23 protein-coding genes are annotated in these 21,502 nt (G+C 62.3%); 12 read left to right on the forward strand and 11 right to left on the reverse strand.

What is annotated here, in order from left to right; genetic code table 11:
- Positions 1-653: NAD-dependent epimerase/dehydratase family protein (locus AAC126_RS16175; protein ID WP_339855128.1), on the forward strand; the 653-nt coding region annotated here is incomplete at its 5' end.
- A 26-nt stretch (positions 654-679) separates the two neighbouring features.
- Here the strand turns inward: AAC126_RS16175 and AAC126_RS16180 are convergent.
- From AAC126_RS16180 to wrbA, 6 genes are all read right to left on the reverse strand, one after another.
- Positions 680-1,603: a hypothetical protein gene (locus tag AAC126_RS16180; protein ID WP_339855130.1), complete on the reverse strand. Its 924-nt coding sequence runs from the start codon at positions 1,601-1,603 to the stop codon at positions 680-682.
- Positions 1,600-2,076, reverse strand: a complete 477-nt coding sequence (locus AAC126_RS16185; protein ID WP_339855131.1) for a hypothetical protein — start codon at positions 2,074-2,076, stop codon at positions 1,600-1,602. The genes AAC126_RS16180 and AAC126_RS16185 overlap by 4 nt, the downstream gene beginning before the upstream one ends.
- A gap of 52 nt (positions 2,077-2,128) precedes the next feature.
- The gene (locus AAC126_RS16190) at positions 2,129-3,355 is read right to left on the reverse strand and encodes a hypothetical protein (protein WP_339855132.1); all 1,227 of its coding nucleotides are present in this window, start codon (positions 3,353-3,355) and stop codon (positions 2,129-2,131) included.
- A 73-nt stretch (positions 3,356-3,428) separates the two neighbouring features.
- Complete coding sequence (locus AAC126_RS16195) at positions 3,429-4,076, reverse strand: penicillin-binding protein activator LpoB (RefSeq protein ID WP_339855134.1); 648 nt, start codon at positions 4,074-4,076, stop codon at positions 3,429-3,431.
- Positions 4,077-4,407: 331 nt separating this feature from the next.
- The gene (locus AAC126_RS16200) at positions 4,408-5,109 is read right to left on the reverse strand and encodes a pirin family protein (protein ID WP_339855136.1); all 702 of its coding nucleotides are present in this window, start codon (positions 5,107-5,109) and stop codon (positions 4,408-4,410) included.
- Between the two features lie 27 nt (positions 5,110-5,136).
- A complete protein-coding gene (gene wrbA, locus AAC126_RS16205; RefSeq protein WP_339855138.1) occupies positions 5,137-5,736 on the reverse strand; it encodes an NAD(P)H:quinone oxidoreductase in 600 nt (199 codons plus the stop codon).
- 124 nt (positions 5,737-5,860) lie between these two features.
- On the opposite strand from wrbA, the gene AAC126_RS16210 reads away from it, so the two are divergent.
- On the forward strand, positions 5,861-6,781 hold the full coding sequence (locus tag AAC126_RS16210; protein WP_339855140.1) for a LysR family transcriptional regulator: 921 nt from the start codon (positions 5,861-5,863) through the stop codon (positions 6,779-6,781).
- Between the two features lie 3 nt (positions 6,782-6,784).
- Here AAC126_RS16210 and AAC126_RS16215 read toward each other — a convergent pair whose 3' ends face one another.
- Both AAC126_RS16215 and AAC126_RS16220 read right to left on the reverse strand, forming a co-directional pair.
- A complete protein-coding gene (locus tag AAC126_RS16215) occupies positions 6,785-7,273 on the reverse strand; it encodes a tetratricopeptide repeat protein (protein ID WP_339855141.1) in 489 nt (162 codons plus the stop codon).
- Positions 7,274-7,378: 105 nt separating this feature from the next.
- Positions 7,379-8,476 carry a TIGR04372 family glycosyltransferase gene (locus AAC126_RS16220; protein WP_339855143.1) on the reverse strand — a complete coding sequence of 366 codons (1,098 nt, stop codon included), beginning with the start codon at positions 8,474-8,476 and terminating at the stop codon, positions 7,379-7,381.
- Between the two features lie 321 nt (positions 8,477-8,797).
- On the opposite strand from AAC126_RS16220, the gene AAC126_RS16225 reads away from it, so the two are divergent.
- The 5 genes from AAC126_RS16225 to AAC126_RS16245 all read left to right on the forward strand — a co-directional run bounded on the left by AAC126_RS16225 (position 8,798) and on the right by AAC126_RS16245 (position 13,689).
- Positions 8,798-10,432, forward strand: a complete 1,635-nt coding sequence (locus AAC126_RS16225; protein ID WP_339855145.1) for a glycosyltransferase family 39 protein — start codon at positions 8,798-8,800, stop codon at positions 10,430-10,432.
- A gap of 96 nt (positions 10,433-10,528) precedes the next feature.
- Positions 10,529-11,305, forward strand: coding sequence for a glycosyltransferase family 2 protein (locus AAC126_RS16230; RefSeq protein ID WP_339855147.1), 777 nt, complete (start codon positions 10,529-10,531; stop codon positions 11,303-11,305).
- Positions 11,302-11,631 (forward strand): lipid-A-disaccharide synthase N-terminal domain-containing protein, encoded by a 330-nt coding sequence (locus tag AAC126_RS16235; protein ID WP_339855148.1) that lies wholly within the window; start codon positions 11,302-11,304, stop codon positions 11,629-11,631. Before AAC126_RS16230 ends, AAC126_RS16235 begins: the two co-directional genes overlap by 4 nt.
- Positions 11,632-11,742: 111 nt before the next feature.
- A complete protein-coding gene (locus AAC126_RS16240) occupies positions 11,743-12,921 on the forward strand; it encodes an alpha-D-ribose 1-methylphosphonate 5-triphosphate diphosphatase (RefSeq protein ID WP_339855150.1) in 1,179 nt (392 codons plus the stop codon).
- 39 nt (positions 12,922-12,960) lie between these two features.
- Positions 12,961-13,689: a DUF2306 domain-containing protein gene (locus AAC126_RS16245; RefSeq protein ID WP_339855152.1), complete on the forward strand. Its 729-nt coding sequence runs from the start codon at positions 12,961-12,963 to the stop codon at positions 13,687-13,689.
- A 6-nt stretch (positions 13,690-13,695) separates the two neighbouring features.
- Here AAC126_RS16245 and AAC126_RS16250 read toward each other — a convergent pair whose 3' ends face one another.
- The 3 genes from AAC126_RS16250 to tsaD are packed head-to-tail and all read right to left on the reverse strand — an operon-like array spanning position 13,696 to position 16,237.
- A complete protein-coding gene (locus AAC126_RS16250; protein ID WP_339855154.1) occupies positions 13,696-14,115 on the reverse strand; it encodes an EVE domain-containing protein in 420 nt (139 codons plus the stop codon).
- 14 nt (positions 14,116-14,129) lie between these two features.
- Positions 14,130-15,152: an NAD(P)H-dependent glycerol-3-phosphate dehydrogenase gene (locus AAC126_RS16255; RefSeq protein ID WP_339855156.1), complete on the reverse strand. Its 1,023-nt coding sequence runs from the start codon at positions 15,150-15,152 to the stop codon at positions 14,130-14,132.
- Entirely contained in the window at positions 15,149-16,237 is a 1,089-nt protein-coding gene (tsaD, locus tag AAC126_RS16260; RefSeq protein WP_339855158.1) for a tRNA (adenosine(37)-N6)-threonylcarbamoyltransferase complex transferase subunit TsaD, read from the reverse strand. The genes AAC126_RS16255 and tsaD overlap by 4 nt, the downstream gene beginning before the upstream one ends.
- A gap of 25 nt (positions 16,238-16,262) precedes the next feature.
- On the opposite strand from tsaD, the gene hemC reads away from it, so the two are divergent.
- From hemC to AAC126_RS16285, 5 genes are all read left to right on the forward strand, one after another.
- A complete protein-coding gene (gene hemC / locus AAC126_RS16265; RefSeq protein ID WP_339855159.1) occupies positions 16,263-17,219 on the forward strand; it encodes a hydroxymethylbilane synthase in 957 nt (318 codons plus the stop codon).
- Positions 17,219-17,947, forward strand: a complete 729-nt coding sequence (locus AAC126_RS16270) for a uroporphyrinogen-III synthase (RefSeq protein WP_339855160.1) — start codon at positions 17,219-17,221, stop codon at positions 17,945-17,947. The genes hemC and AAC126_RS16270 overlap by 1 nt, the downstream gene beginning before the upstream one ends.
- 101 nt (positions 17,948-18,048) lie before the next feature.
- On the forward strand, positions 18,049-19,452 hold the full coding sequence (locus AAC126_RS16275) for a mitofilin family membrane protein (RefSeq protein WP_339855162.1): 1,404 nt from the start codon (positions 18,049-18,051) through the stop codon (positions 19,450-19,452).
- A gap of 4 nt (positions 19,453-19,456) precedes the next feature.
- Positions 19,457-20,941: a heme biosynthesis HemY N-terminal domain-containing protein gene (locus tag AAC126_RS16280; protein ID WP_339855164.1), complete on the forward strand. Its 1,485-nt coding sequence runs from the start codon at positions 19,457-19,459 to the stop codon at positions 20,939-20,941.
- Between the two features lie 112 nt (positions 20,942-21,053).
- The coding region (locus AAC126_RS16285) for a hypothetical protein (protein ID WP_339855166.1) at positions 21,054-21,502 on the forward strand (449 nt) is incomplete at its 3' end.

The raw sequence follows: 21,502 nt of genomic DNA on the forward strand, positions 1-21,502 counted from the left end.
TCGTCCGTGGCCTGATGGACCGGCCCGGCGGCTGCAAGAGCTTCGTCTATGCCTCCTCCTCGTCGGTCTACGGCGCGAACAAGGAAATGCCGTTCAGCACCGATCAGAAGACGGACAGCCCGGTCTCCTTCTACGGTGCGACCAAGAAGGCGAACGAGCTGCTGAGCTATTCCTACGCCCATCTCTACCGGGTGCCGTCGACGGGCCTGCGCTTCTTCACGGTCTATGGCCCGTGGGGCCGGCCGGATATGTCGCCCTGGCTGTTCACCAGCGCCATCCTCGAGGGCCGGCCGATCAAGGTCTTCAACAATGGCGACATGATGCGCGACTTCACCTACATCGCGGATATCGCCGCCGGTGTGGTCGGTGCGCTCGACACCCCGCCATCCGGCGAGGGCGATACCTGCCCGCACAAGGTCTACAATATCGGCAACAACAAGCCGGTGAAGCTGCTGGATTACATCCGGGTGATCGAGAAAGCCTGCGGTGTCGAGGCGATCATGGACATGCAGCCGATGCAGGCGGGCGACGTCTACGCCACCTACGCCAATATCGACCCGGCATCAGAAGATTTCGGCTACACGCCAAGTACACCAATCGAGGAAGGTATCCCCGCCTTCGTCGACTGGTACCGGAAATATCACGGGATCTAGCGCCGCAGCGCTCACCGTTTAGTCTCTCAGAGGCGCGGGCCGAGTTTGTTCATGACGGCCATGGACAGCAATGCACCGATCTCTTCCGGGTTGGCGTCCGTGTTCGTCGCTTTCTCGAAGCCGCCGGAGGTTGCGGTCCAGGTTTCGGAGGCTGCGATCTTCAGATCGTCACCGCGCACCAGTCCGGAATAGACAATCCGGCTGTCATCTACATCCATGGCCAGCAGGCGCCAGGCAACATGCTTCGGAGACTCCGGGTCATGGATGCCGAAAGCGACCAGAACCAGGTCCGCATGGCCTTTTAGGGCGTCGATTTCCAGCGCCTGCAGATCGTCGCTTCCACCGGTGCGGGATTGCAGGCGCATCATCATCGCCCGATCCAGAATATTGACGCCATGATCCAGGAAGGCTCCCTCGAAGGAAGCGCGGACACGTTCCATGTCGAGTTCGGAGAGCGGATTGTCCCGGGCACCGCTTTCCCCGCCGGTATTCAGCTCTTTCTTGAATTCGAGACGGATCTTTTTCTGGGTGCCGACGGAGGTACTCGACGCCGCGCTGCCGAATCCGCCATTGCCCCGGACGATGAAGATCGGATCGATATCGTTGCCTTTAACGGCTGTCTTCTCTTCGGCGCCGCTGATGACCGCCCGGCTGAGGGCGACCCAGCTGCGTGGCGTATCGCTGATCGTGCGGTTGAAGAAAATCGCGGTCTTCGGGCTTCCGGCATCGCGGTAGGCCCGTTCGAAATCCGCGACTGTTTTAACCGGGATGACCGGCGCCGCCTGGACCGTTCCGCTCGTATCCGTGTTACCGGAACCCATGACGGCGGGCTGATTCGCGCGCAATTGCCATGTGCCGTTGCTGCTCTGCGCCGCAACCGGCGGGGCAGAACCGGCGGCTGCCGCGAAGGCCAGCGCCGCGAGGGCTGTTTTCAGGCGGGGAGACATCATGAACCCTCCCGCAATTCGATCAGATAGAGAGCCGCATCAGGATTGGTGCTGTGCGTCGCGTAGCTCTGATAGGTGTGCGGGCTGAGGATCAGCCGTGTCCATGCGGTGGCGGGTTCGCTCTCGATCTGGCCTTCGTTGAAGAAGGTCGCCCGGCCCTCGACCTGGAGCGTGTGATCGGTGCAGTTCACCAGCCGGGCGAAGGCCCGGACGGAGCCGTCCGGATTGCGCTGGGCCGAGGTCGCCTGGACAAGAATCTTGTTGGTGATGCCGACATCGGTGACGTTTGCATAATTCAGCGGCATCTCCGTGATCGATCCGGGAACCCGGGGCACCAGGCGCTGCGGGCCCTGCTCGGCAAGAGCGAAGTTGCGCTTGTAGGCGTAGAAATCGCACTGGGGACGCGGCTCGACATTGGCGCAGCCGGACAGCACTGCGAGGCCAAGGGCGGCGGTGGCAATCGTGAAAATCTTCATCGTTCACATGCTCTCTTCATGGGCTGTTGAGCCAGTTTGAGGAAACCTTCCCTCACGTTGCCGGTGCGGCGCTGTTCGGAGCCCGGACCGGTAGTGTCTTCATGATGCTGACGTCCCGGGCCCAGACCAGACCGCAGGTTTCACCCGGGAATGCCTGGACGACTTCCGCGCCGCGACCGGAGAAGCTGGCCGGTGCCGCCCCGAAGGTGGAGGTGGCAAGCACGACCGTGTCCGGCAGAACGTCAATATAACGGATATCCGCATCCGGCTGGGCTGCTTCGGCGGCAGCCTTCGCGATCAGGCCAACGACCAGAATGCCGAGGCCGACAAGCGCCGCATCCCTGTTGCCTGCGCCTGCGCCGTACAATGCGGCGCCAGCGCCGACCTGGGCCAGGACAGTGCCGGTGGCATCCATGCCGTCCTTGAACTTCGCCTTTCCCGCCAGCACTGCATCGACCTCGCGCCCACCGCGGGTCGTGGCCTGCCAGTACACGTTGGCGGCCATATTCAGCGAGAGATTCAAGCCGTCCGGATCATAGGTGATTTCTTCGATGCCGGTCTGGTATCCGCGCCGCACTTTCAGTTGCTCATCATATTTTCCGGCGGCGAATTTCGCGGGTGCCTGGCCGGATTCGTAGATCACCAGAGTGGACATATCGTCTTCCGGCACGGCAAGGGAGCTTCGGTGCTCATGAGCGACGGAAAAAGCATCCTCGGCCAACTCGTCGTCGCCATTGCATTTGGAGGCCCATCCGGACAGGTAATTCAGCAGCGCGAAATCAGCCTGATATTCCTCTTCGGAGGATAGTGTGTCCTGAAACTCGCCGGCCTTGAAGCTGGCACGGGCGTTTTCGAAGTCACCCTCCGCCAGATAGGCGAGCCCGAGATAATAGAACACCATCGCGCGTTCATAGGGTTCGCCTTTGAAATCCTTGATGTTTTCCTTGACGAATTTGCCAAGCGCCTGCTTCGCGGCAGTATTGTCGGCATAGATGGTCTCAATCCGGTCCGCGGCAGCTGCCAGCTCCTTGCGCGCCAGCTCGATATTGCCCATTTCGAACGCCTTGACGCCAATCCGGGCATGGTTCAGCACCGCGTTCCGCTCACCCTGGGCAAGCAGGATGCGATAATCACCGTGCAGTTCGACCGGTTTATCCGCGAGGGCCATCTTGAGTTCCTCGGCCGATACCACCCGCTCCTTTTCATGGTCCTGAAGCGTCTGACACGCAGCCATCGATACGGCAACGCAGATAGCGACCGAAGCCTTTCCCCATTTCACGCGCATTTCTCCCCCATACGCTATGTTTATCCCTCCATGCACGCCCCCGCGCGCCGGATGGGTTTTTGTTTATTCAGCGATAGGTGACGCTATCCGCGGCGGCCTTCGTGAAGTCGTAGATGTTGGTCCAGATCAGGATGCCGCTTTCAAGGTCGACCATCTCGAAAGTGATCTGCGTGAAGCGTTGCTGCATGCCGGTCGAGGTATCGCGGGAATCCAGCGAGGCGATGCGGCCGACGAGCCGGTAATCCGAGCCGGCCTGTGCCAGTGCCTGTCCCGTCGTTGCGACATCGACTGTGCCACTGCGCTTCAGTTCGCGTTCCTTGGCGACAACATCGGCATATTCGCGGCCAACGAACTGCATGCGGCCGCGCGCGGCGCGCAACAGGCCGACCCGCAGCCGGTCCGCGATCAGGTTCTTGTTGATCCGTTGGGCGCTTTCATTGGTGAAATGCTTGGCATCGATGATGACGCGCGGCGGGACGGCCGCATTTGCGAGCTGCGGCGACAGCATCATGTCGCGCATCATCGCATCGGCCATCGCAATGATATCCTGTCCCTCGATCCCGATACCGGTCGCGGGACCGGGTTTGGTCGAGTCCTGATAGGTTGTCTGGACGCCGGCCTCGTTTTTCACTCCGGTCGTCTGACACGCAGAAAGTGTGACGGCCAACAGCAGGATGGTCACGCCTTGCGCGCGTTTCAGGCTGATATTCATCATGGTGGAGATCCGCTCCCGAAGCCGTAATTTATCGTTATTTTACGGTGAATACCGTGGTGATGAGAGTGTCGACTATAGAGGATGTTCATGTCGTTTCAACAGCTTCCATGAACTTTATATCACTAAAAAATCAACCGTTGTTTGCTTGGCTGTTCTGCTGCGTGTCGCAGTGAAAACGATCTTTGGTTGATGCTGTTGGACGGTTGGATATGACTGTCTTGAAACCCTTTGGCGGCCGGACAGCATAGCAAAACGCCTTCCCGAACAGGACGGGAAGGCGCTGCGTTTTGAGCCGATCAACGGATGTTTCCCCGCTAATGGATGCTTGTGTTCAGACGACGTCAACCATGACGATGTCCGTATCGCCGAGGGCGAACACGGTGATCTTGTCTTCGCCCGTGACGACGATGCCATCCCGCGCTTCGGCGAACGCGCCATTGATCTCGACCGGGGCGTCGGTCGAGACGAGATAGCCCTGCCGACCGGCGCCGAAGCTGTAGGTCACTTCCTCTCCGGTTTTCAGTTTGGCGCCGAGGACGGCGGCATCCTGATGGATGGAGAGGGCATCGCTGGCCTTGTCGCCCGGGCGGCCCGATGCGAGGGTTGTGAAGCTGCCGGAGGATTTGTCCGGAAAGCTCATGGAACCCCAGCCCGGCTCATGGCCTGTCCGGTCGGGATGGATCCAGATCTGGAAGATCTGGGTGTCCTCGTCCTCCTGATTGTATTCCGCATGCACGATGCCGGTCCCGGCATGCATCACCTGCACATCGCCTGCGGCCGTGCGGCCTTCATTGCCGAGCCGGTCCTTGTGGGTGATCGCCCCTTTGCGGACATAGGTGATGATTTCCATGTCCTTGTGCGGGTGCGGGTCGAATCCGGTTTTCGGTTTGATCGTATCGTCATTCCAGACCCGGAGTGGGCCGAGGCCCATGCGCTTCGGGTCATGATACTGGCCGAAACTGAAGTGATGGTGGGCATTCAGCCAGCCGAATTTGGCCGCGCCGAGCGAGTCGAAATGTCTGATCTCAATCATGGTTCCCACTCCTGTCTGGTGTGTGATTTAGCCGGCAAGTTTCGCCGCGATGGTTGCGACATGCTTGCCCTGGTATTCCGCGAGCGAGAGTTCCAGCTCGCTCGGCTGACGGCTGCCATCCGGACCCGCAATCGTGCCTGCACCGTAGGGGGAGCCGCCACGGACTTCGGAAATGTTCGTCAGACCTTCGGCGGCATAGGGCAGGCCGACAATGATCATGCCGTGATGCATCAGCGTGGGGATAGTGGTGAGAATGGTCGACTCGTTGCCGCCGCCGGTGCCGGTGGAGGTGAAGACGCTGCCGACCTTGCCGACCAGCGCACCCTTGGCCCAGAGGCCGCCGGTCTGGTCGAGGAAATTCCGCATCTGCGACGCCATGTTGCCGAACCGGGTCGGGGTGCCGAAGATGATCGCGTCATAGTCGGCAAGTTCCGACGGCTCAGCCACCGGCGCGTCCTGGTCCAGCTTGATGCCGGCATTCTTCGCCACATCGTCGGGCATCAGTTCGGGAACGCGCTTCACGGTGACCTCGACGCCATCGACAGCAGAAGCGCCCTTGGCGACCGCACCGGCCATGGTTTCGATATGGCCGTAGGATGAATAATAAAGAACAAGAAGTTTCGTCATGATGTGTCTCCCGCGACGGGGTTGCATCGCCGCTTCGACATGAAATTTGGGGATATTGTTGCGTTCGAACAATTGGGGTAAAACGAATAAAATTGTTTCCCGTGAGAAACTGTGAGAAAGCGCGATGCTGGATAATCTGACCGGGCTGGTGGTGTTTGCGAAAGTCGTCGAGGAGGGCGGTTTCTCGAAGGCGGCAAGCAGCCTGGGGATCTCCAAATCCTCGGTCTCTAAGCAGGTAAGTGCGCTGGAGGACCATCTCGGCACGCGTCTTCTCAACCGCACGACGCGCCGCTTCAGCCTGACCGAGCCCGGAACCCTGCTTTACGAGCGTTGCCAGCGGATCGTGGCGGAAGTCGACGCGGCGGAGCGGGAGGCGGGCTCCCTGCAGTCAAACCCGAGCGGGCGTCTGCGGATCAGCACCGGCGTGTCTTTCGGGCGCTTGCATCTCGCGCGCGTGCTGCCGGATTTTCTGTTTGAATATCCCGAGCTCAGCATGGAGCTGGTGCTCAATGATCGCCGGGTGGATCTGGTCGAGGAAGGCTATGACGTGGCGCTCCGGATCGGGCGGTTGGAGGATTCGACACTGATCGCCCGCAAGCTCTGTCCGGCGCGGCTGGTGACCGTAGCCTCGCCCGATTATCTGAAAAAACGGGGCGAGCCGAAACATCCGGGGGACCTCGCCGGGCATGAGCATCTCGCCTACAGCTATCTCAATGAAGGCGCGGCCTGGGATTTCCGGATCGAGGGGCGGGCCCAGCAGCACCGGATCACGCCCCGCATGCTGATGAATAATGGCGATGCCATCCTGAGCATGGCGGAGCATGGTGGCGGCATTGCCCAGATCCCGACCTTCATTGCCGGAGACAGTATCCGGGCGGGGCGTCTGCAGCAGATTCTGACCGGTTTCGCCCCGGCGCCAATCGGTCTCTACGCCCTTTACCCGACCGCGCGGAACCTGCCCTTGAAGGTGCGTGTCTTTATTGATTTTCTGCGCAAGCGGTTCCGGGATAATCCCGAATGGGATGGCGGCCTGGAACTGGACTGAAGGCTACCAGTCCGCGTCGACCTTGCCGGTCTTCTTGTAGGCCTCGATCATTTCGGCCAGCCTTTGCCGCTCCTCGCAGCCTTTCCCGCCCGCGCAGAGATCATCCAGAACGGCGAGTTTCTGTTCCGCGTCCTGGACGCGGCCGGTCTCGAGATAGAGTTTTGCCGCATAGGCGTTGGCCGCGAGATTTTTCGGATCGGCTTCCAGAGCCTTCTGATAGGCAAGCTCGCTATCGACATAGCGTTTTGTCTTGCGCAGGCTGAAGCCGATCAATGCCCAGGCGTCGGCGTCCTGCGGATCTTCTTCGACGAAAGACCGCATGATCTCAAGGCCCTTGGCGTAGTCCCCGTCCTCAATCGCCTTGATGCCGGCAAAGTAGATCGGCGGCCGTTCGATCGCACTGTCCCCGCTCTCGGGGAACACGGCATGGGCGGCGTTACCGCCGAATGCGACGAGAAAAGCGATCAGGATCGGCAGGCTGGCTCGGGCCATTTTTATCGTCTCCCAACATAGTCTCCTGCAATACGCGCGGGAGAAGCCTCTGGACCTAATATGTGTTTCCCAGAGAGGCAAGAGTGTGGCGCGGCAGGGGGGCTTCTACCGGAGGAACCAGGGATTGGCCTGCATGAAGGACTGGCTGTATCGAGTCCAGGGAAGCGCAAAGGCATAGGTTTCAAAACGATCCTGCTCGCCCGGTCCGATATCGGGCAACTCTGAACGATATCGGGCCAAATGCTGAACGGAAAGCTCATGGAACCGATTGTCCAGTGCTTCATCCGGGACGTAAGTGCCGCTGATCCGCATGTCCATCTCCTGAACAGCTTCAAGAATTTCATGCGGGGTATTGTCTTCAAGCGTTATGCCGGCGCGTTCAAAACCCTCCGTCGTCGTTTCAAGAAACAGGTTCTTCGACAGCATGGAATCGTAGGAAATTTTCTCCCCCGTTGCCGTATCACGATAGGTTTTCAGCAACAGCACATCGTCATGGTTCAGCCAATAGTCCGGCTGAATGTAGCCGTTGAGCGTCAACATCGGGGTGCCAAGAGCCCGTGCCATGGATTCCGGTCCGGATGAACAGGTGATCGCGAAGCGGGCTTTTGCCATGCAGCAGACATCCAGAATATCCGAATAGTCCGGGTGATGCGGGAGATCCACGACCAGGGGGCTCTCATGCTCCAGCTTCACCGAGGTTTTATCGCCAATTCGAATGACCCGGTATCCCTTGGAGACGAGATAGTCGATGGCTGGTTTGTACGTTTCGATCTTCGCTGCCCTGAAGCTATGATAGCTCATTTCCGGCAGATACCCCATGTCCCGGACATGGAGGACAATCATTGGTCTGTCGTCGCCGTATCCCATGGAAGCGAGCAGGGCATCACCCTCTTCTGTCAAGTCGCCGGGCATTTTGAGGTGGTTGATCGGGTTGCCAGCCTCCAGGTACTGCACAAAGTTCCGGACCATCGCGCTCGGAGAGATGACAGCCCAGGTCAGGGGGCCGATTTCAAGGGCACGGGCGTTAAAATGCCCCATCATGACCAGTTTCCGGTTCATGCTCTCGATGAAGGTTATGCGCGGCTCGTGCAACCGTCGCAGGCCTTTGCTGTGAGCCTTGAACCGGTGATCATGGATGATTACCGCCAGAGTGTCGTGTGTTTCGCCGAAGAAGTGACGGACATAGAATGGCTCCAGGGTCATATGCCCGAGCCTTGACGCTGCGGGGAGCATGTAAACGAGTGTTTTGCCGCCTCCCTGCTGAAGAATCGGGCCGAGCGTTTCCACGAGGCTCCCGAGGGTTTTCTCGGAAAAAATTTCTTTTACCGCGTTTGTATCTAGCGAAGCGATTTCTGGTTTGTGCATACTTTACAAAGTTATCCCACTCTTTTTCTCTGCCGAGTTTATAGTGCATGCGGCGCATAAAACAGCGGCTTCCTTCTACTCCATGATCGAGCACACAGAACCGTAGTAATCTGGCGCTATATAGCTCGTCGTTGCGTTCTTCATCCGGTACCAGTTTGTATGCCTGTTCGACACGCCATCGCCCTCGCGGCGCTATTCCTGGTGCTTTACCTGCCCGGCCTGGGAACCACGCCGCCGCTTGACCGGGACGAGCCGCGATTCATGCAGGCTTCCAAACAGATGCTGGAGACAGGCGATTATATCGATATCCGCTTTCAGGAAGAGCCGCGCTACAAGAAGCCGGCGCTGATCTACTGGATGCAGTCCGCGTCGGTAACGCTATTTGCCGGGGGCGATAAAACCGCCGTCTGGGCTTACCGGCTGCCCTCCGTGCTGGGCGCGATGCTGGCTGTTATCTTCACTTATCTGACCGCCGTCATTCTGACCTCGCGACCCGTTGCCATCGTCGCGGCCGGGATACTGGCCTCCAGTATTCTGCTGGTTGCCGAGGCGCATATCGCGAAGACAGACGCGATGCTGCTGGCCGCGATCACGGCCGGGCAATATGTCCTGGCAGCGCTCTATCGGGGTGAGCATCGCCGCCATCTTTTCCCGTTGTTCTGGATCGCACTCGGGGCAGGAGTGATGCTGAAGGGACCTGTCGCTCTGGCGCCGGCCATCGCGACAATTGCCGGCCTCGGGCTCTGGGACCGGACGCTTGCCTGGGCAAAGCCGCTCCGCCCACTTGTCGGCATTCCGCTGATGCTGGCGGTCACGCTGCCCTGGTTCATTGCGATCATCGTGCAGTCGGACGGCCATTTCCTGCAAAAGGCGGTGGTCGAGGACATGCTGAACAAGGTCGGTGGCGGAGTGGAAAGTCACGGCATGCCGCCGGGCTATTACCTTGCCATTCTCACGCTGACATTCTGGCCGGGATCGCTCTTCCTTCCATTGGCCGTCACGGGGGCCTGGTTGAACAGGGCTGAAAAGCCGGTCCGGTTCCTGATCTGCTGGGCTTTGCCGGTCTGGCTGATGTTCGAGCTGATCCCGACCAAGCTGCCGCATTACACCCTGCCTATCTTCCCCGCCCTGGCAATCCTGACGGCGATGGCCGTCACCGACAGCGGAGCGATTGCCCGTCACTTCGGGCGGCTCTGGAGCCGGGGGTGGGGCGGTATCTGGTTGCTTCTCGGGATTGCGTTCGCGGCGGGGCTGCTGGGGAGCCCGCTTTTCCTGATACCGCCTGTGACCCTGGCCATGCCGGGGGTGGCGTTCTGGAGCGCCGGGCTAGCCGCCTTGGCAGTCGCGCTTTTCGCCACCTTTGCCTACTGGCGCGGGGCCATGCGGTCGGCCCTGTTGGTTGCGATCATCGGCGCGGCGGGCACCTATGTGCTGATCTTCGAGGCCGCGCTGCCGTCCCTTCAGCCGCTTTGGGTGGGGACACGGCTTGCCGCCGCGGTTTCCGATGCCGCTCCGGACCGATCCACGCCAGTGTTCATTGCGGGTTTTGGTGAGCCGAGCGCGGTGTTTTTGCTTGGTACCGATACAAAACATGGCGGTGGTGCTGAGGCCGCCCGGTATCTTGACGCGGTTCGTGACGGTGTTGTGCTGGTCGAGGCCAGACACCGTGACGCCTTCCTGAAGGAGGCGGAAATCCTCAATCTCCAGCCGGAGGCAGGTGCTACAATCAGCGGTCTGAACTATTCCCGGGGCGATCCGGTGGCCGTTACGCTCTACCGCGCCGCACCCCGTTAGGCGCCTGCGACAAATCAGCGTCCCGCCCTTGGCGGTTGATCGGGGCGTCCCCACACCTTATGAACCGCAAAGGCAGGCATTTTCGAAAGGGCCGACGTGCCGCATTCAAGTGTTTCCAGTCCCGAGGCAGGCGCCGATACGCCGCCCTTGCTGTCCGTCATCGTGCCGGTTCTGAACGAAGCCGAGAACATCGCGCCGCTGGTCGGTGAGATTGAGGCGGCGCTGACCGGTGTCTGTGCCTTCGAGATCATCTATATCGACGATTGCAGCACCGACGAGACGCCGGACATCCTGCGGCGCCTGAAGGCGGATCGTCCGCATCTCCGGGTGATCCGGCATGACCGGACCTGCGGCCAGAGCGCGGGTCTCAGAAACGGTGTGGCCGCCGCGCGGGGCGGGATCATCGCCACGCTGGACGGAGACGGGCAGAACGACCCGGCGGATATCCCGAAGCTGCTGGAGAAATACCGGGAGACCGCGACGGCGGAACAGCCGGTCATGATCACCGGGCACCGGGTCAACCGGCAGGACACAACGTCCAAGCGGGTGGCGTCGAAATATGCCAACAAACTCCGCCGCGCCCTGCTGAAGGACGACAATCCGGATACGGGCTGCTCCCTGAAGCTCTATGCCCGAGAGACCTTCCTGCGCTTTCCTTATTTCGATCATATGCACCGGTTCCTGCCGGCTCTGGCGAAACGCGAGAATTGCGCGGTGCATGTGGTTCCGGTAAACCATCGCCACCGTCAGCATGGTCAGTCCAAATATTCGAATTTCGGCCGTGCATTGGTTGGCATTCCCGACCTGCTGGGCGTGGCCTGGTTGCTGCGCCGGAGTCCGGGCGGCCTTAAAGCGAAAGAAATCGATCTGTGAACCTGGATGCCTTCTTCGACCTCTCCATTGAAGAGATGGTCATGCTCACATTCGGATTTGTTGCCCAGGCGTTGTTCGCGGCGCGCTTTCTGGTGCAGTGGGTCTCCAGCGAGATCGGCCGCAAGAGCGTGATTCCCGTCGCCTTCTGGTATTTCAGCTGTGCCGGCGGTATCATGATGCTGATCTACGCGATCTGGCGTGTGGACCCGGTATTCATCCTCGGTCAGTCGACCGGCCTCATTGTCTATGTCCGCAACCTTTTCCTTATTCACCGCGAGAAGCGGCTGGAGATGATGGCTGCGAAAGACGTGGGCGGCGACGACTGAACCGGGCCGGCTTCGGATCGCGGCGGGAATTTTTCTTTCCGCTTGTCATTCTTTTGCAATGAAATAGGGGGACATGTTCCCTTTTCCGAAGTCCAGCCCGCTTGAGGTTCCATGTCTGTTTCCCTGGTTAATGCCCGTGTCCTGCTCGAGGACGGCTCGGTAGAGAAAACCGAGATTCTTATCGAAGACGGTATCATCCAGGCGATCGGCACAGGGGCCGTCACCGGACGTGCCTTCGATCTTGATGACAGGCTCGTGCTGCCGGGGATCATCGATCTTCATGGTGACGGCTACGAGCGCAGTCTGATGCCGCGTACCGGCACGCACTTCCCCATCGACATCGCCCTGGTCGACGCGGATCGCTCGATCCTCTCCTCCGGCATCACCACGGCTTTCCTGGCCCAGGGCGTGAGCTGGGAAGGCGGTATCCGCAGCTCCAGGGTCGCGGAGGAAATTCTGACCGCGATCGAGCGGGGCCGGAAGCGGTTCGGTGCGGACCTTCAGTTCCATCTCCGTTTCGAAACCTTCGCCATTGAAGAGCAGGAAACCGCGATGCGCTGGCTTGAGGATGGCCGCGTCTCCATGCTGGTCTTCAACGACCATCTGCCGCAGTTCGAGCAGTCACTGCGCGAGACGCCGGACAAGATGCAGCGCTGGGCGCACCAACTCGGCATGTCTTTTGATGATTTCCGGGCCGAGGTCCGTGCCCGCCGTGCCCGCGAGGACGAGGCGGAGGAGACGGTGCGCCGGATCGCCGAGCTTGCCCGTCAGGTTGGCGTGCCGACCGGCTCGCATGATGACGACACGCCGGAACTGCGCCAGCACTATAACGCACTGGGAGCACGGATCGCCGAGTTCCCGGTCAATCTGGAGACGGCGCGGGCGGCCCGGTCGATGGGCAACCCGGTCGGCATGGGCGCGCCGAATGCCCTGCGTGGCGGCAGTGCCTCGGGCAATGTGTCCGCCCTTTCGGTGATCGAGGAGGGGCTCTGCGATTATCTGATTTCCGATTATTACTACCCGGCCCAGTTCCACGCTGCTTTCAAACTCGCCGCTGATGGCGTGTTGCCGCTGGGCAGTGCATGGGCGCTGGTCTCGGCCGGCCCCGCCAAGGTTGGCGGTCTGGATGACCGGGGCGTGATCGCAGTCGGAAAACGCGCGGATCTGATCGTGGTCGATGACAGCGACAAGGCTTTGCCGAAGGTCGATTTCGCCGTGGTGAACGGCGCTTTGTCATACGCGTCCGAGCCTTACCGGGTTGCGGCTTTGCCGGAACTGTTCCCGGTTTGATGCTTCCCCGGAACGCGGCTGCGGTGTCAGACTGACATCATGGACGCCGGACCCTATTTTTTGCTGATCCTGCATATCGTGGCGGGAGCGATCTCTCTCGCTGCCGCTGCGGTTGCGATCGTGTCATCGAAAGGCCGGCGCCTGCACCGGCTCGCCGGGCGTGTTTATGTGCTGGCGATGGCTGCTGTGTTCGCCAGCTCGGTCGCGCTCAGCCTTGCTACAAACGACCTGTTTCTGATGACGGTCGGTATCTTCAGTTTCTACATGGTGCTGAGTGGCTACCGGGCGCTTTACCTGAAGCAGCCCGCGGCATCTCTTGACCTGCGTTACCGGGTCGGGGCGCTGGACAAAGGGGCGGCGCAGTTCACCCTGATCGCCTGCTCGGCAATGGCGACCTATGGCGGGATGTACTGGTACACCGAGCCTCTGGCGCCGGTGCTTGTGGTGCTTGGAAGCGTCGGCAGCCTGATGGCGTATGCCGATCTGAAGCGGTTCCGTAAACCGCCGTCCGATCCCCGCGCCTGGTTTTTCACCCACATGATCCGGATGCTCGGCGGCACCATCGCCTCGGTCACGGCATTCCTGGTCAATACCGGCGACATGCTGCCGCCGCTCGCGCGCTGGCTGGCGCCGACACTGATCGGCACCGCCGCGATCACCATCTGGGTGACGTATTACAAACGGAAATTTGCAGGCGGGGCCACGCCGGAGACCGTCGCGGAGGTCAGGCTGCGGGAGCTGCCTGAAGAGGAAGAAGACGCAATCTGACCGCCGTCAGAGCGGCGTTTCCGCCATCTCCATGATGATCTTCCACTGCTCCTCGCTGACCGGCACGACGGAGAGGCGGGACTGACGGACCAGCGCCAGATCTTCCAGCCGGGGCTCGGCCTTGACGTCGGCCAGGGTCACCGGTTTCACCACCGGTTTCACCGCTTCGACCGTCACCATGCCGAACCGGCCTTTCGCGTCGGTCGGGTCCGGGTGATATTCCTCGATCACCTTCACGATGCCGACGATCTGCTTCTCGTTGACCGAGTGATAGAAGAAACCGAGATCGCCGATCTTCATGGCCTTCATGTTGTTCGAGGCCTGATAGTTCCGCACCCCGTCCCAGCCTTCGCCTTCCGCGCCCTTCTTCACCTGATCGTCCCAGGACCAGGTATTCGGCTCGGATTTGAACAACCAGTAGGCCATGGGTGGTGTCTCCTTCACGCAGAGGGTTTGGACGCCGGTGCGCCCTGTGTTTCCCAGCCGATCGGCCGGGACAGAAGTTCCTGCACTACCGTGCCGAGATCGGTGCCGTGGTTCAAGACCGCATCGACGCCTTCGGCAATCGGCATCTCGACGGAAAGGGCGCGCGCCCGCCGGATCAGCGCGGCGGCGGTATAGACGCCCTCCACGACGGAATGGCTGGAGCCGAGGATATCCTGCAACTGCTCCCCTGCGCCGAGCCGCTTGCCGAGCGAGAAATTGCGCGAGCTGGTGCTTGAACAGGACAACATCAGATCGCCGATGCCGGAGAGGCCCATCAGCGTGTCGGCCCTGCCGCCGAGCGCGACGGCGAAGCGGGTGGCTTCCGCCAGGCCGCGTGTGATCAGGGCGGCGCGGGCATTCTCTCCCATCCCCATGCCGCTGATGATCCCGGCGGCGATGGCCAGCACGTTCTTCACCGCACCGCCAACCTCGGTACCGGCGACATCGGTGGAGGCATAGGGCCGGAAGGTTCCGGCGTTGAGAGCTTCCACGAGAGTCAGGGCCAGATCGCGGTCCGCTGCCGCCAGGGTGACGGCGGTCGGCTTCCCGGCGGCGGTCTCGTTCGCGAAGCTGGGGCCGGAAAGAACGGCGGCGGGGTTGTTCGGGAGAAGCTCCCGCAGCACCGCGCTCATGGTCTTGTCGGTGGACAGCTCGATCCCCTTGGCGGCGGAGATCAGCGGGATACCGGCCGGAATGTCGAAAGCTGCAAGAGCGCCGCGCATATGCTGTGCCGGGATCACCAGCAACAGGGCGTCGGCACCGGAGATGGCTTCAGCCGGATCACTGGTTATCGTGAGGCCGGGCGGCAGGACGATGCCGGGAAGATAGTCGGCGTTCTCGCGTGTCCGGCGCATGGTCTCGGCCTGATCCGGGCGGCGGGACCAGAGGACGGTCTGCCGTCCGGCGCGTTGGGCGGCAAGGGCCAGTGCCGTGCCCCAGGCACCGGCGCCGAGCACACCGATCCTGTCGATGCTCATGCCTTCACTCCCGCGCCTATGGCCTTTGGCGCACCGGGGTCGAGCGGCCAGCGCGGACGCGGGGCGAAACTCAGCGGATCGCTCTCTCCCGCCTGCAGACGCTCGATACCGGCCCAGGCCACCATGGCGGCATTGTCGGTGCAGAGCGCGATGGGCGGGGCGGTGAAACTCATGCCGGATTGTTCGGCAAGTTCCGAGAGCGCGGCCCGGAGCCGCTGGTTCGCAGCCACGCCACCCGCGACGACAAGGGCATGGCCGGTGCCGTGCTCCTCGCTGAAGGTACGGATGGCATTGCGGCAGCGGTTCACCAGACTGCCCGCCACGGCTTCCTGAAAAGCGGCGGCGATATCGGCGATATCCTGTTCGGTCGGGCTGTCGAGCGCTTCGACTTTCTGCCGCACGGCTGTTTTCAGGCCGGAGAAGGAGAAATCGCAGCCGGGTTTGCCGACCATCGGGCGCGGCAAATCGAAGCGTTTCGGGTTTCCGCCAGCCGCTGCTTTCTCAAGCGCCGGGCCGCCGGGATAGCCCATGCCGAGCAGTTTCGCGGTCTTGTCGAAAGCCTCGCCCACGGCATCGTCGATGGTGGTGCCGAGGCGCCGGTACCGGCCCAGCCCCTCAACCGAGATAAGCTGGCAATGTCCGCCGGAGACCAGCAGCAGCAGGTAGGGAAAGGAAACCTTGTCGGTCAGCCGTGCGGTCAGCGCATGCGCTTCCAGATGGTTCACCGCGAGATAGGGAATACCGCGCGCCATGGCGATGGCCTTGGCCGTCATGGTGCCGACCAGCACGCCGCCGATCAGGCCGGGCCCGCCCGTTGCCGCGACCGCGTCAAGATCGCCGAAACCGAGTCCGGCTTCTTTCAGTGCGCGGGCGATGACCGGCTGCAAATGGTCCAGATGGGCCCGCGCGGCGATTTCCGGCACGACGCCGCCGAACGGCGCATGATCCTCGATCTGGCTGAAGACGACATTGGCATGCACAGTCCCGGCGCCGTCGACAATCGCCGCGGCGGTTTCGTCGCAACTGGTCTCGATCCCGAGAACGAGCGCGGTTCCAGAAGGGGCTGTTTGCTCTTCCAATGCCATGCGCACCGGTCTACACAGTCGGCCCATGGAACACCAGTCGAAAGCACCCCCCCTGATCCGTCTTGGAACCCGTGGCTCCAAGCTGGCCTTGGCGCAGGCCCATGAGACCAAACGCCGTCTTGGCGAGGCTCATGCGGAGCTGGCGCCGGACGATGCCGTCGAGATCGTGGTCATCAAGACCACCGGGGACAAGGTACAGGACCGCGCGCTGGCCGAAATCGGCGGCAAGGGTCTGTTCATGAAGGAGATCGAGGCGGCCCTGACCGAGCGCCGTATCGATATCGCCGTGCATTCCCTGAAGGATGTGGAAACTTTCCTGACCGAAGGCACGGAGCTTGCGGCGATTCTCCCGCGTGAGGATCCGCGCGATGCGCTGATTTCCCGCGTGGCGAACAGCATCGAGGATCTGCCCAAAGGCGCGATCATCGGCACCGCGTCCGTGCGCCGGGCGGCCCAGCTTTTGAACAAGCGGCCGGATTTCAAGATCATCCTTTACCGGGGGAATCTGGAGACCCGTCTGCGCAAGCTGGATGAAGGTGTGTGCGACGCCACCATGCTGGCCATCGCCGGGCTCAGCCGCCTCGGGCTGGCGGACAAGGCGACCCGTGTGCTGGAGCCGGAAGAATTACTTCCGGCCGTGTCGCAGGGGGCCATCGGCGTGCAATGCCGCTCCGGCAGGAAAAACGGTGACAAGCGCATTCTGGACTGGGTGCGCGGCATCAACGACAAGGACAGCAATATCCGGGTGACGGCGGAGCGGGCCATGCTGGCCCGGCTTGACGGCTCCTGCCGCACGCCGATTGCCGGTCTCGCGGAACTGCTGCCGGGCGGGAAATTGCGGCTGCGTGGTCAATTGGCGGCGCTGGACGGCAGTGCGCTCTATTCGGCCGAAGAGGTTGGCAGCGTGGACGATCCCGCCGCGCTCGGTCTGGCTGTCGGCGAAGCGCTGATCGCGCAGGCCGGCCCGGACTACAAGGTCTAGTGGCGGTGCGGGTCCTCATCACCCGGGCGATCGAGGACGGTTTGGCGTTGCAGGCGGAACTTCTGGGCCACGAAATCAGCTCCGTGCTCGCCCCGATGCTGTCCATCGAGTTTTTCAATCCGGTGTCCGAGCCGGGCGAACAGGCGCAGGCCTATCTGGTTACCAGTCGGAACGGCGCGGAGGCGCTGGCACGCTACACGGAGGACCGGGCAGCTCCGGTTCTGGCCGTAGGCGCGGCGACGGCGGAGCGGTTGGCGGATCTTGGCTTCGGGACTGTGGAAAGCGCTGATGGCGATGCCGCCGATCTCGCGGCACTGGCGCGGAGCCGTCTTGACCCCGCCGCCGGGCCGGTACTGTTCCTGAGTGCCGAAATCGTCGCCGGGGATATCGAGGGCGCTCTGACCGGAGACGGTTTCGATCTGCGCCGGATCATCGCCTATCGCGGTGTTCCCGAACGGATTTTGGCCCGCGATGTCGAGACGCAGATGCGCGCGGGAGAGATCCAGGGCGTGCTGTTTTTCTCGCCTCGATCGGGGCGAACCTTCGTCTCTCTTGTCGAACAGGCCGGGCTCGCGTCATTCTGTGACGAGATGACGGCATATTGCCTCAGCGATGCTGTTGCGGATGCCGTCTCGACGATGCCATGGGCGGCCGTCCGCATTGCGGCAAAGCCGAAAAAAGGGGATTTACTCGCCCTGCTTGCGGCCCCATGTCACAAAGATGCCTAAAAAATAGTAGCTGAATCTTCGGCGCCCAGATGCTTCGATAGTGGTTGGGCTGAAATGTGAAGCGGCGTACTGCGCGCCGCTGAGTTTGGAAGATCTGACGTATGACCGATCCGAAAAGCCAGACCGGCAAGACGAGTACCGGCGAAACCAAGGTCGAGGATGCAACCATCATCGATGTCGAACCGACACGCGTCTCGGAAGAGCCCGCGGACGGGGCTGCGGAAAAACAGGGCTTCTCCCTGCGGACCAAGCTGATCGGCTCTCTGGTGCTTCTGGTGATCGTTGCCGGTGGCGTGGCCGCTGTCCTCTATCCGCTCTGGCGGGACAGGGCGGATGCGCTGGTGGCACAGGGCGGTTTGCCGCTTTCCCTGCCGGAAGTGCCGGATAATGCTTTCTACGGCACGGTGGAAGACGTCATCGCTTTCTTCGAGGACGCATCACCCGATCCTGTTTCCGCGCCTGCCCCCGCTCCCGCCGACACTGCCGCCGCGCCGGTCACCCCGGCTCCGGAGCCTGTGGTCGATCCCCTGACGGCTCTGGCGGGGCGTCTGGATAATCTGGAAGCTGAAATCGGCACTCTTGGGGAAACGGCGCGCGCGGCGCAGTCCGCCGCCGAAAGCGCCGCGGAGGCGGCTGCTGCCCGTCCGGATACGGACATGGATGCCCTGACCGATCTGGTCGCCCGGTTTGACCGTCTGGAACAACGGCTGGACGAGCTCGAGGCCCGGCCGCTTGCGGCTGCTGCCGAAGGCGGCACGCAGGCTGCTACGGTTAATGAGGCCCTGCTCAATCTGATCGGCTCCCTCAGGGAGCGGATTGTCTCTCTGGAAGCGCGCGAGACGGTTGCCCCGTCCGATCTTGAAACGGTGACCAGCCGGATCGAGACGGCGGAAAGCGGCGCGGGAGAGCGTATCGCCGGGCTGGAAGCCGATCTGGCTGCTGTCCGTCAGCTTGCCGAGAAGCGGGCGCCGCAGCGCGAGCGCGCGGGGCTGTTGCTGCTCGCGGTTGGTCAACTCGAAGCGGCCACGGCGACGTCCGGCAGCTATGCGGCCCAGCTCGCATCGGTGCAGGATCTGGCCGCTGGCGGGTCGGGCGAGGTGGCCGATGCTCTTTCCGTGCTCGACGCGCATGATGGCGGGGTCGAAACCGTGGCCTCGCTCACCCAGCGGTTCAACGATCTGGCCAAGGCGGTCAGTCAGGCCAAGATGGCCGGTAGCGATGAAGGGCTGGTCGGCAAGACACTGAATACTGTGGCCTCGCTGGTGACCATCAGGCGGACCGATGTGGCCGAGGGGCCGGGCGTCGATGCCATCCTGGTGCGGGCCGAAAACGCCATCACGTCCGGCGATATCGCCGGTGCCATTACCGCGCTTGAGGAATTGTCCGGCGCTCCGGCGGAACGGGCGTCCGGCTGGATCGCGGCGGCGAAGGCGCGTGTCGCGGTCGATCAGGCGGTGGCCCGTCTGCGCGGTGCCGCGCTCGCTTCCGTTGCGGAAGCGGGGTAAGGCCATGTTGAAATTTTGCTTCGGCCTCTTCGTTCTGATCGGTGCCGTCACCTTTGCGGCCATCCAGCTTGCGGATAATCCCGGGCGGATCTCGATCGACTGGCTCGGCTATCACATCGATACCTATTTCGGCGTTGCCCTGCTGGCGATACTGGCCGGGCTCTGGGTTCTGTTTATCGTCTATCGGCTGTTCCGGGGTATTGTCGGACTGCCCGGCGGGTTTTTCGACCGCCGCGCCGCGCGCCGCCGGGACGAGGGGGTGAATGCCCTCAGCCTTGGCATGGCGGCGATTGCCGCAGGAGATGCCGAAGAGGCGCGCAAGCAGGCCAAGCGGGCCGAGAAGCTGCTCGACGATCCGTCGAAGACCCGGCTGCTGTCCGCCCAGGCGGCGGCGCTTGGCGGTGACAGGGAAGCTGCCGGACGGTATTTCGATGCACTGACCGAAAGCCCGGAAACCCGTTTTGTCGGTCTGGTCGGCAAGTTGCGTCAGGCGCTCGAAGCGGACGACCGGGACGAGGCTCTGCCGCTTGCTCTCCGGGCACGGGACCTGCGGCCGGATTCCGGCTTCGTCGCCCGCACCCTGTTCACGCTGGAAACCGGGACGGCAGACTGGGATGGCGCGCAGAAGACCCTGTTTGATGCCGTGCGCCGGGATCTGATCCCGGAAGCCGAGGCAAAACGATACCGCATGGCCATCGATATGGAGCGCGCCCGGTTGAAGCAGGAAGCGGGCGATCTTGCCGATGCGGCGGATTTCGCGGCGCGGGCCCTGACGGTGGAACCCGCTTTCCCGCCGGCCGTGCAGATCGCGGTCGAGGCGGAGCGGATCAAGGGGCGGGACAAGAAGGCCCAGCGTCTGCTGGAAGATGCCTGGTCGGCAGCGCCGCATCCGGCCCTTGCGAAACTCTATGCCGGTCTCTGGCCGGACGACGATCCGGCCCAGCGGCTGAAGCGCATTCAGAAACTGACGGATGGAAAGTCAGGTGGCCTGACCGGACGCCTGGCTATTGCCGAGGCGGCTATCGCGGCCGAGCTCTGGGGTGTGGCGCGCACGGCACTTGAAGGCATTCCGGAGACGGAGCGCAGTGCCGGCGCCTTCCGGCTGCTGGCCTATATGGCGCAGGCCGAGCATGGCGACGCGGCGCAGGCGCGCGGTTTTCTGGAACGGGCAGGGAATGCACCGGCCGATCCGGCCTGGACCTGCTCCGATTGTGGTGCGACCTCCGGAAGCTGGACGGTCTCGTGCGGTAATTGCGGGCACTTCGCGACCCTGACCTGGAAACAGCCGCCACGGGTCTCGGCCCTCGTTGTCCTGCCGGAAGCGGACGCGGAGCTTACGCCGTCGCCAGCGCTGATCGAGACACCGGCGCCGGTGGAGCCTCCCGCTCCGGCCGAGGCGGTGACGGGAAAACCGGCTGCTTCGGAGACGCCGGATAAACCGGTGGAGGATCAGCCGAACCCGGAAGACGTGGTGCGTCGTCTCGCGTGACTCTTACTGCACGATGAGTTATCTTGGGGTTGATTTCAGGGTAGGTTGATCCGACTTACCTCGTGAGGGGCAGCAAGCTCCGGATGCCGAGGCCCAGAATGGAGCCTGTACGATGATAAGCATTTCAAATCTGTCGAGCTTTACCAATGTGCAGGTCGCCCAGCCGCGTGTCGTCGGCCAGGATGCGACAGCCAAGAGCACATCCACGTCTTCCACGCCGACATACCGTCCTGCCGAGGCCGGAGCCAACCTGTTCTCCGCCTCCATCTCCGAGAGCGACCGCACCACGACGGGTTTGCAGGGGCTGCTCGGCGGCGAGCTTGAAAAGCTGTTCGGTGCGCTGGACAGGAAGAACGACCCGGATGGCTCCGTCTCCCGTGCTCTCGACAGTCTGAAGGATCTGCTCGGTAAAGCCGCCGATGATTCGTCCGTCACCGGCTTCCAGATCCGGATCTCCAGTGTCAGCCAGCAATTGCGTACCGACGAAGGCGCGGGGGATGTGTTTTCCAGCATTTCCCAGCTTTCCATCGAGGTCGGGCTGGTCCGTGACGGCAAGGTTGC

Source organism: uncultured Nisaea sp., from assembly GCF_963974195.1.
Classification (GTDB): Bacteria; Pseudomonadota; Alphaproteobacteria; order Thalassobaculales; family Thalassobaculaceae; genus Nisaea.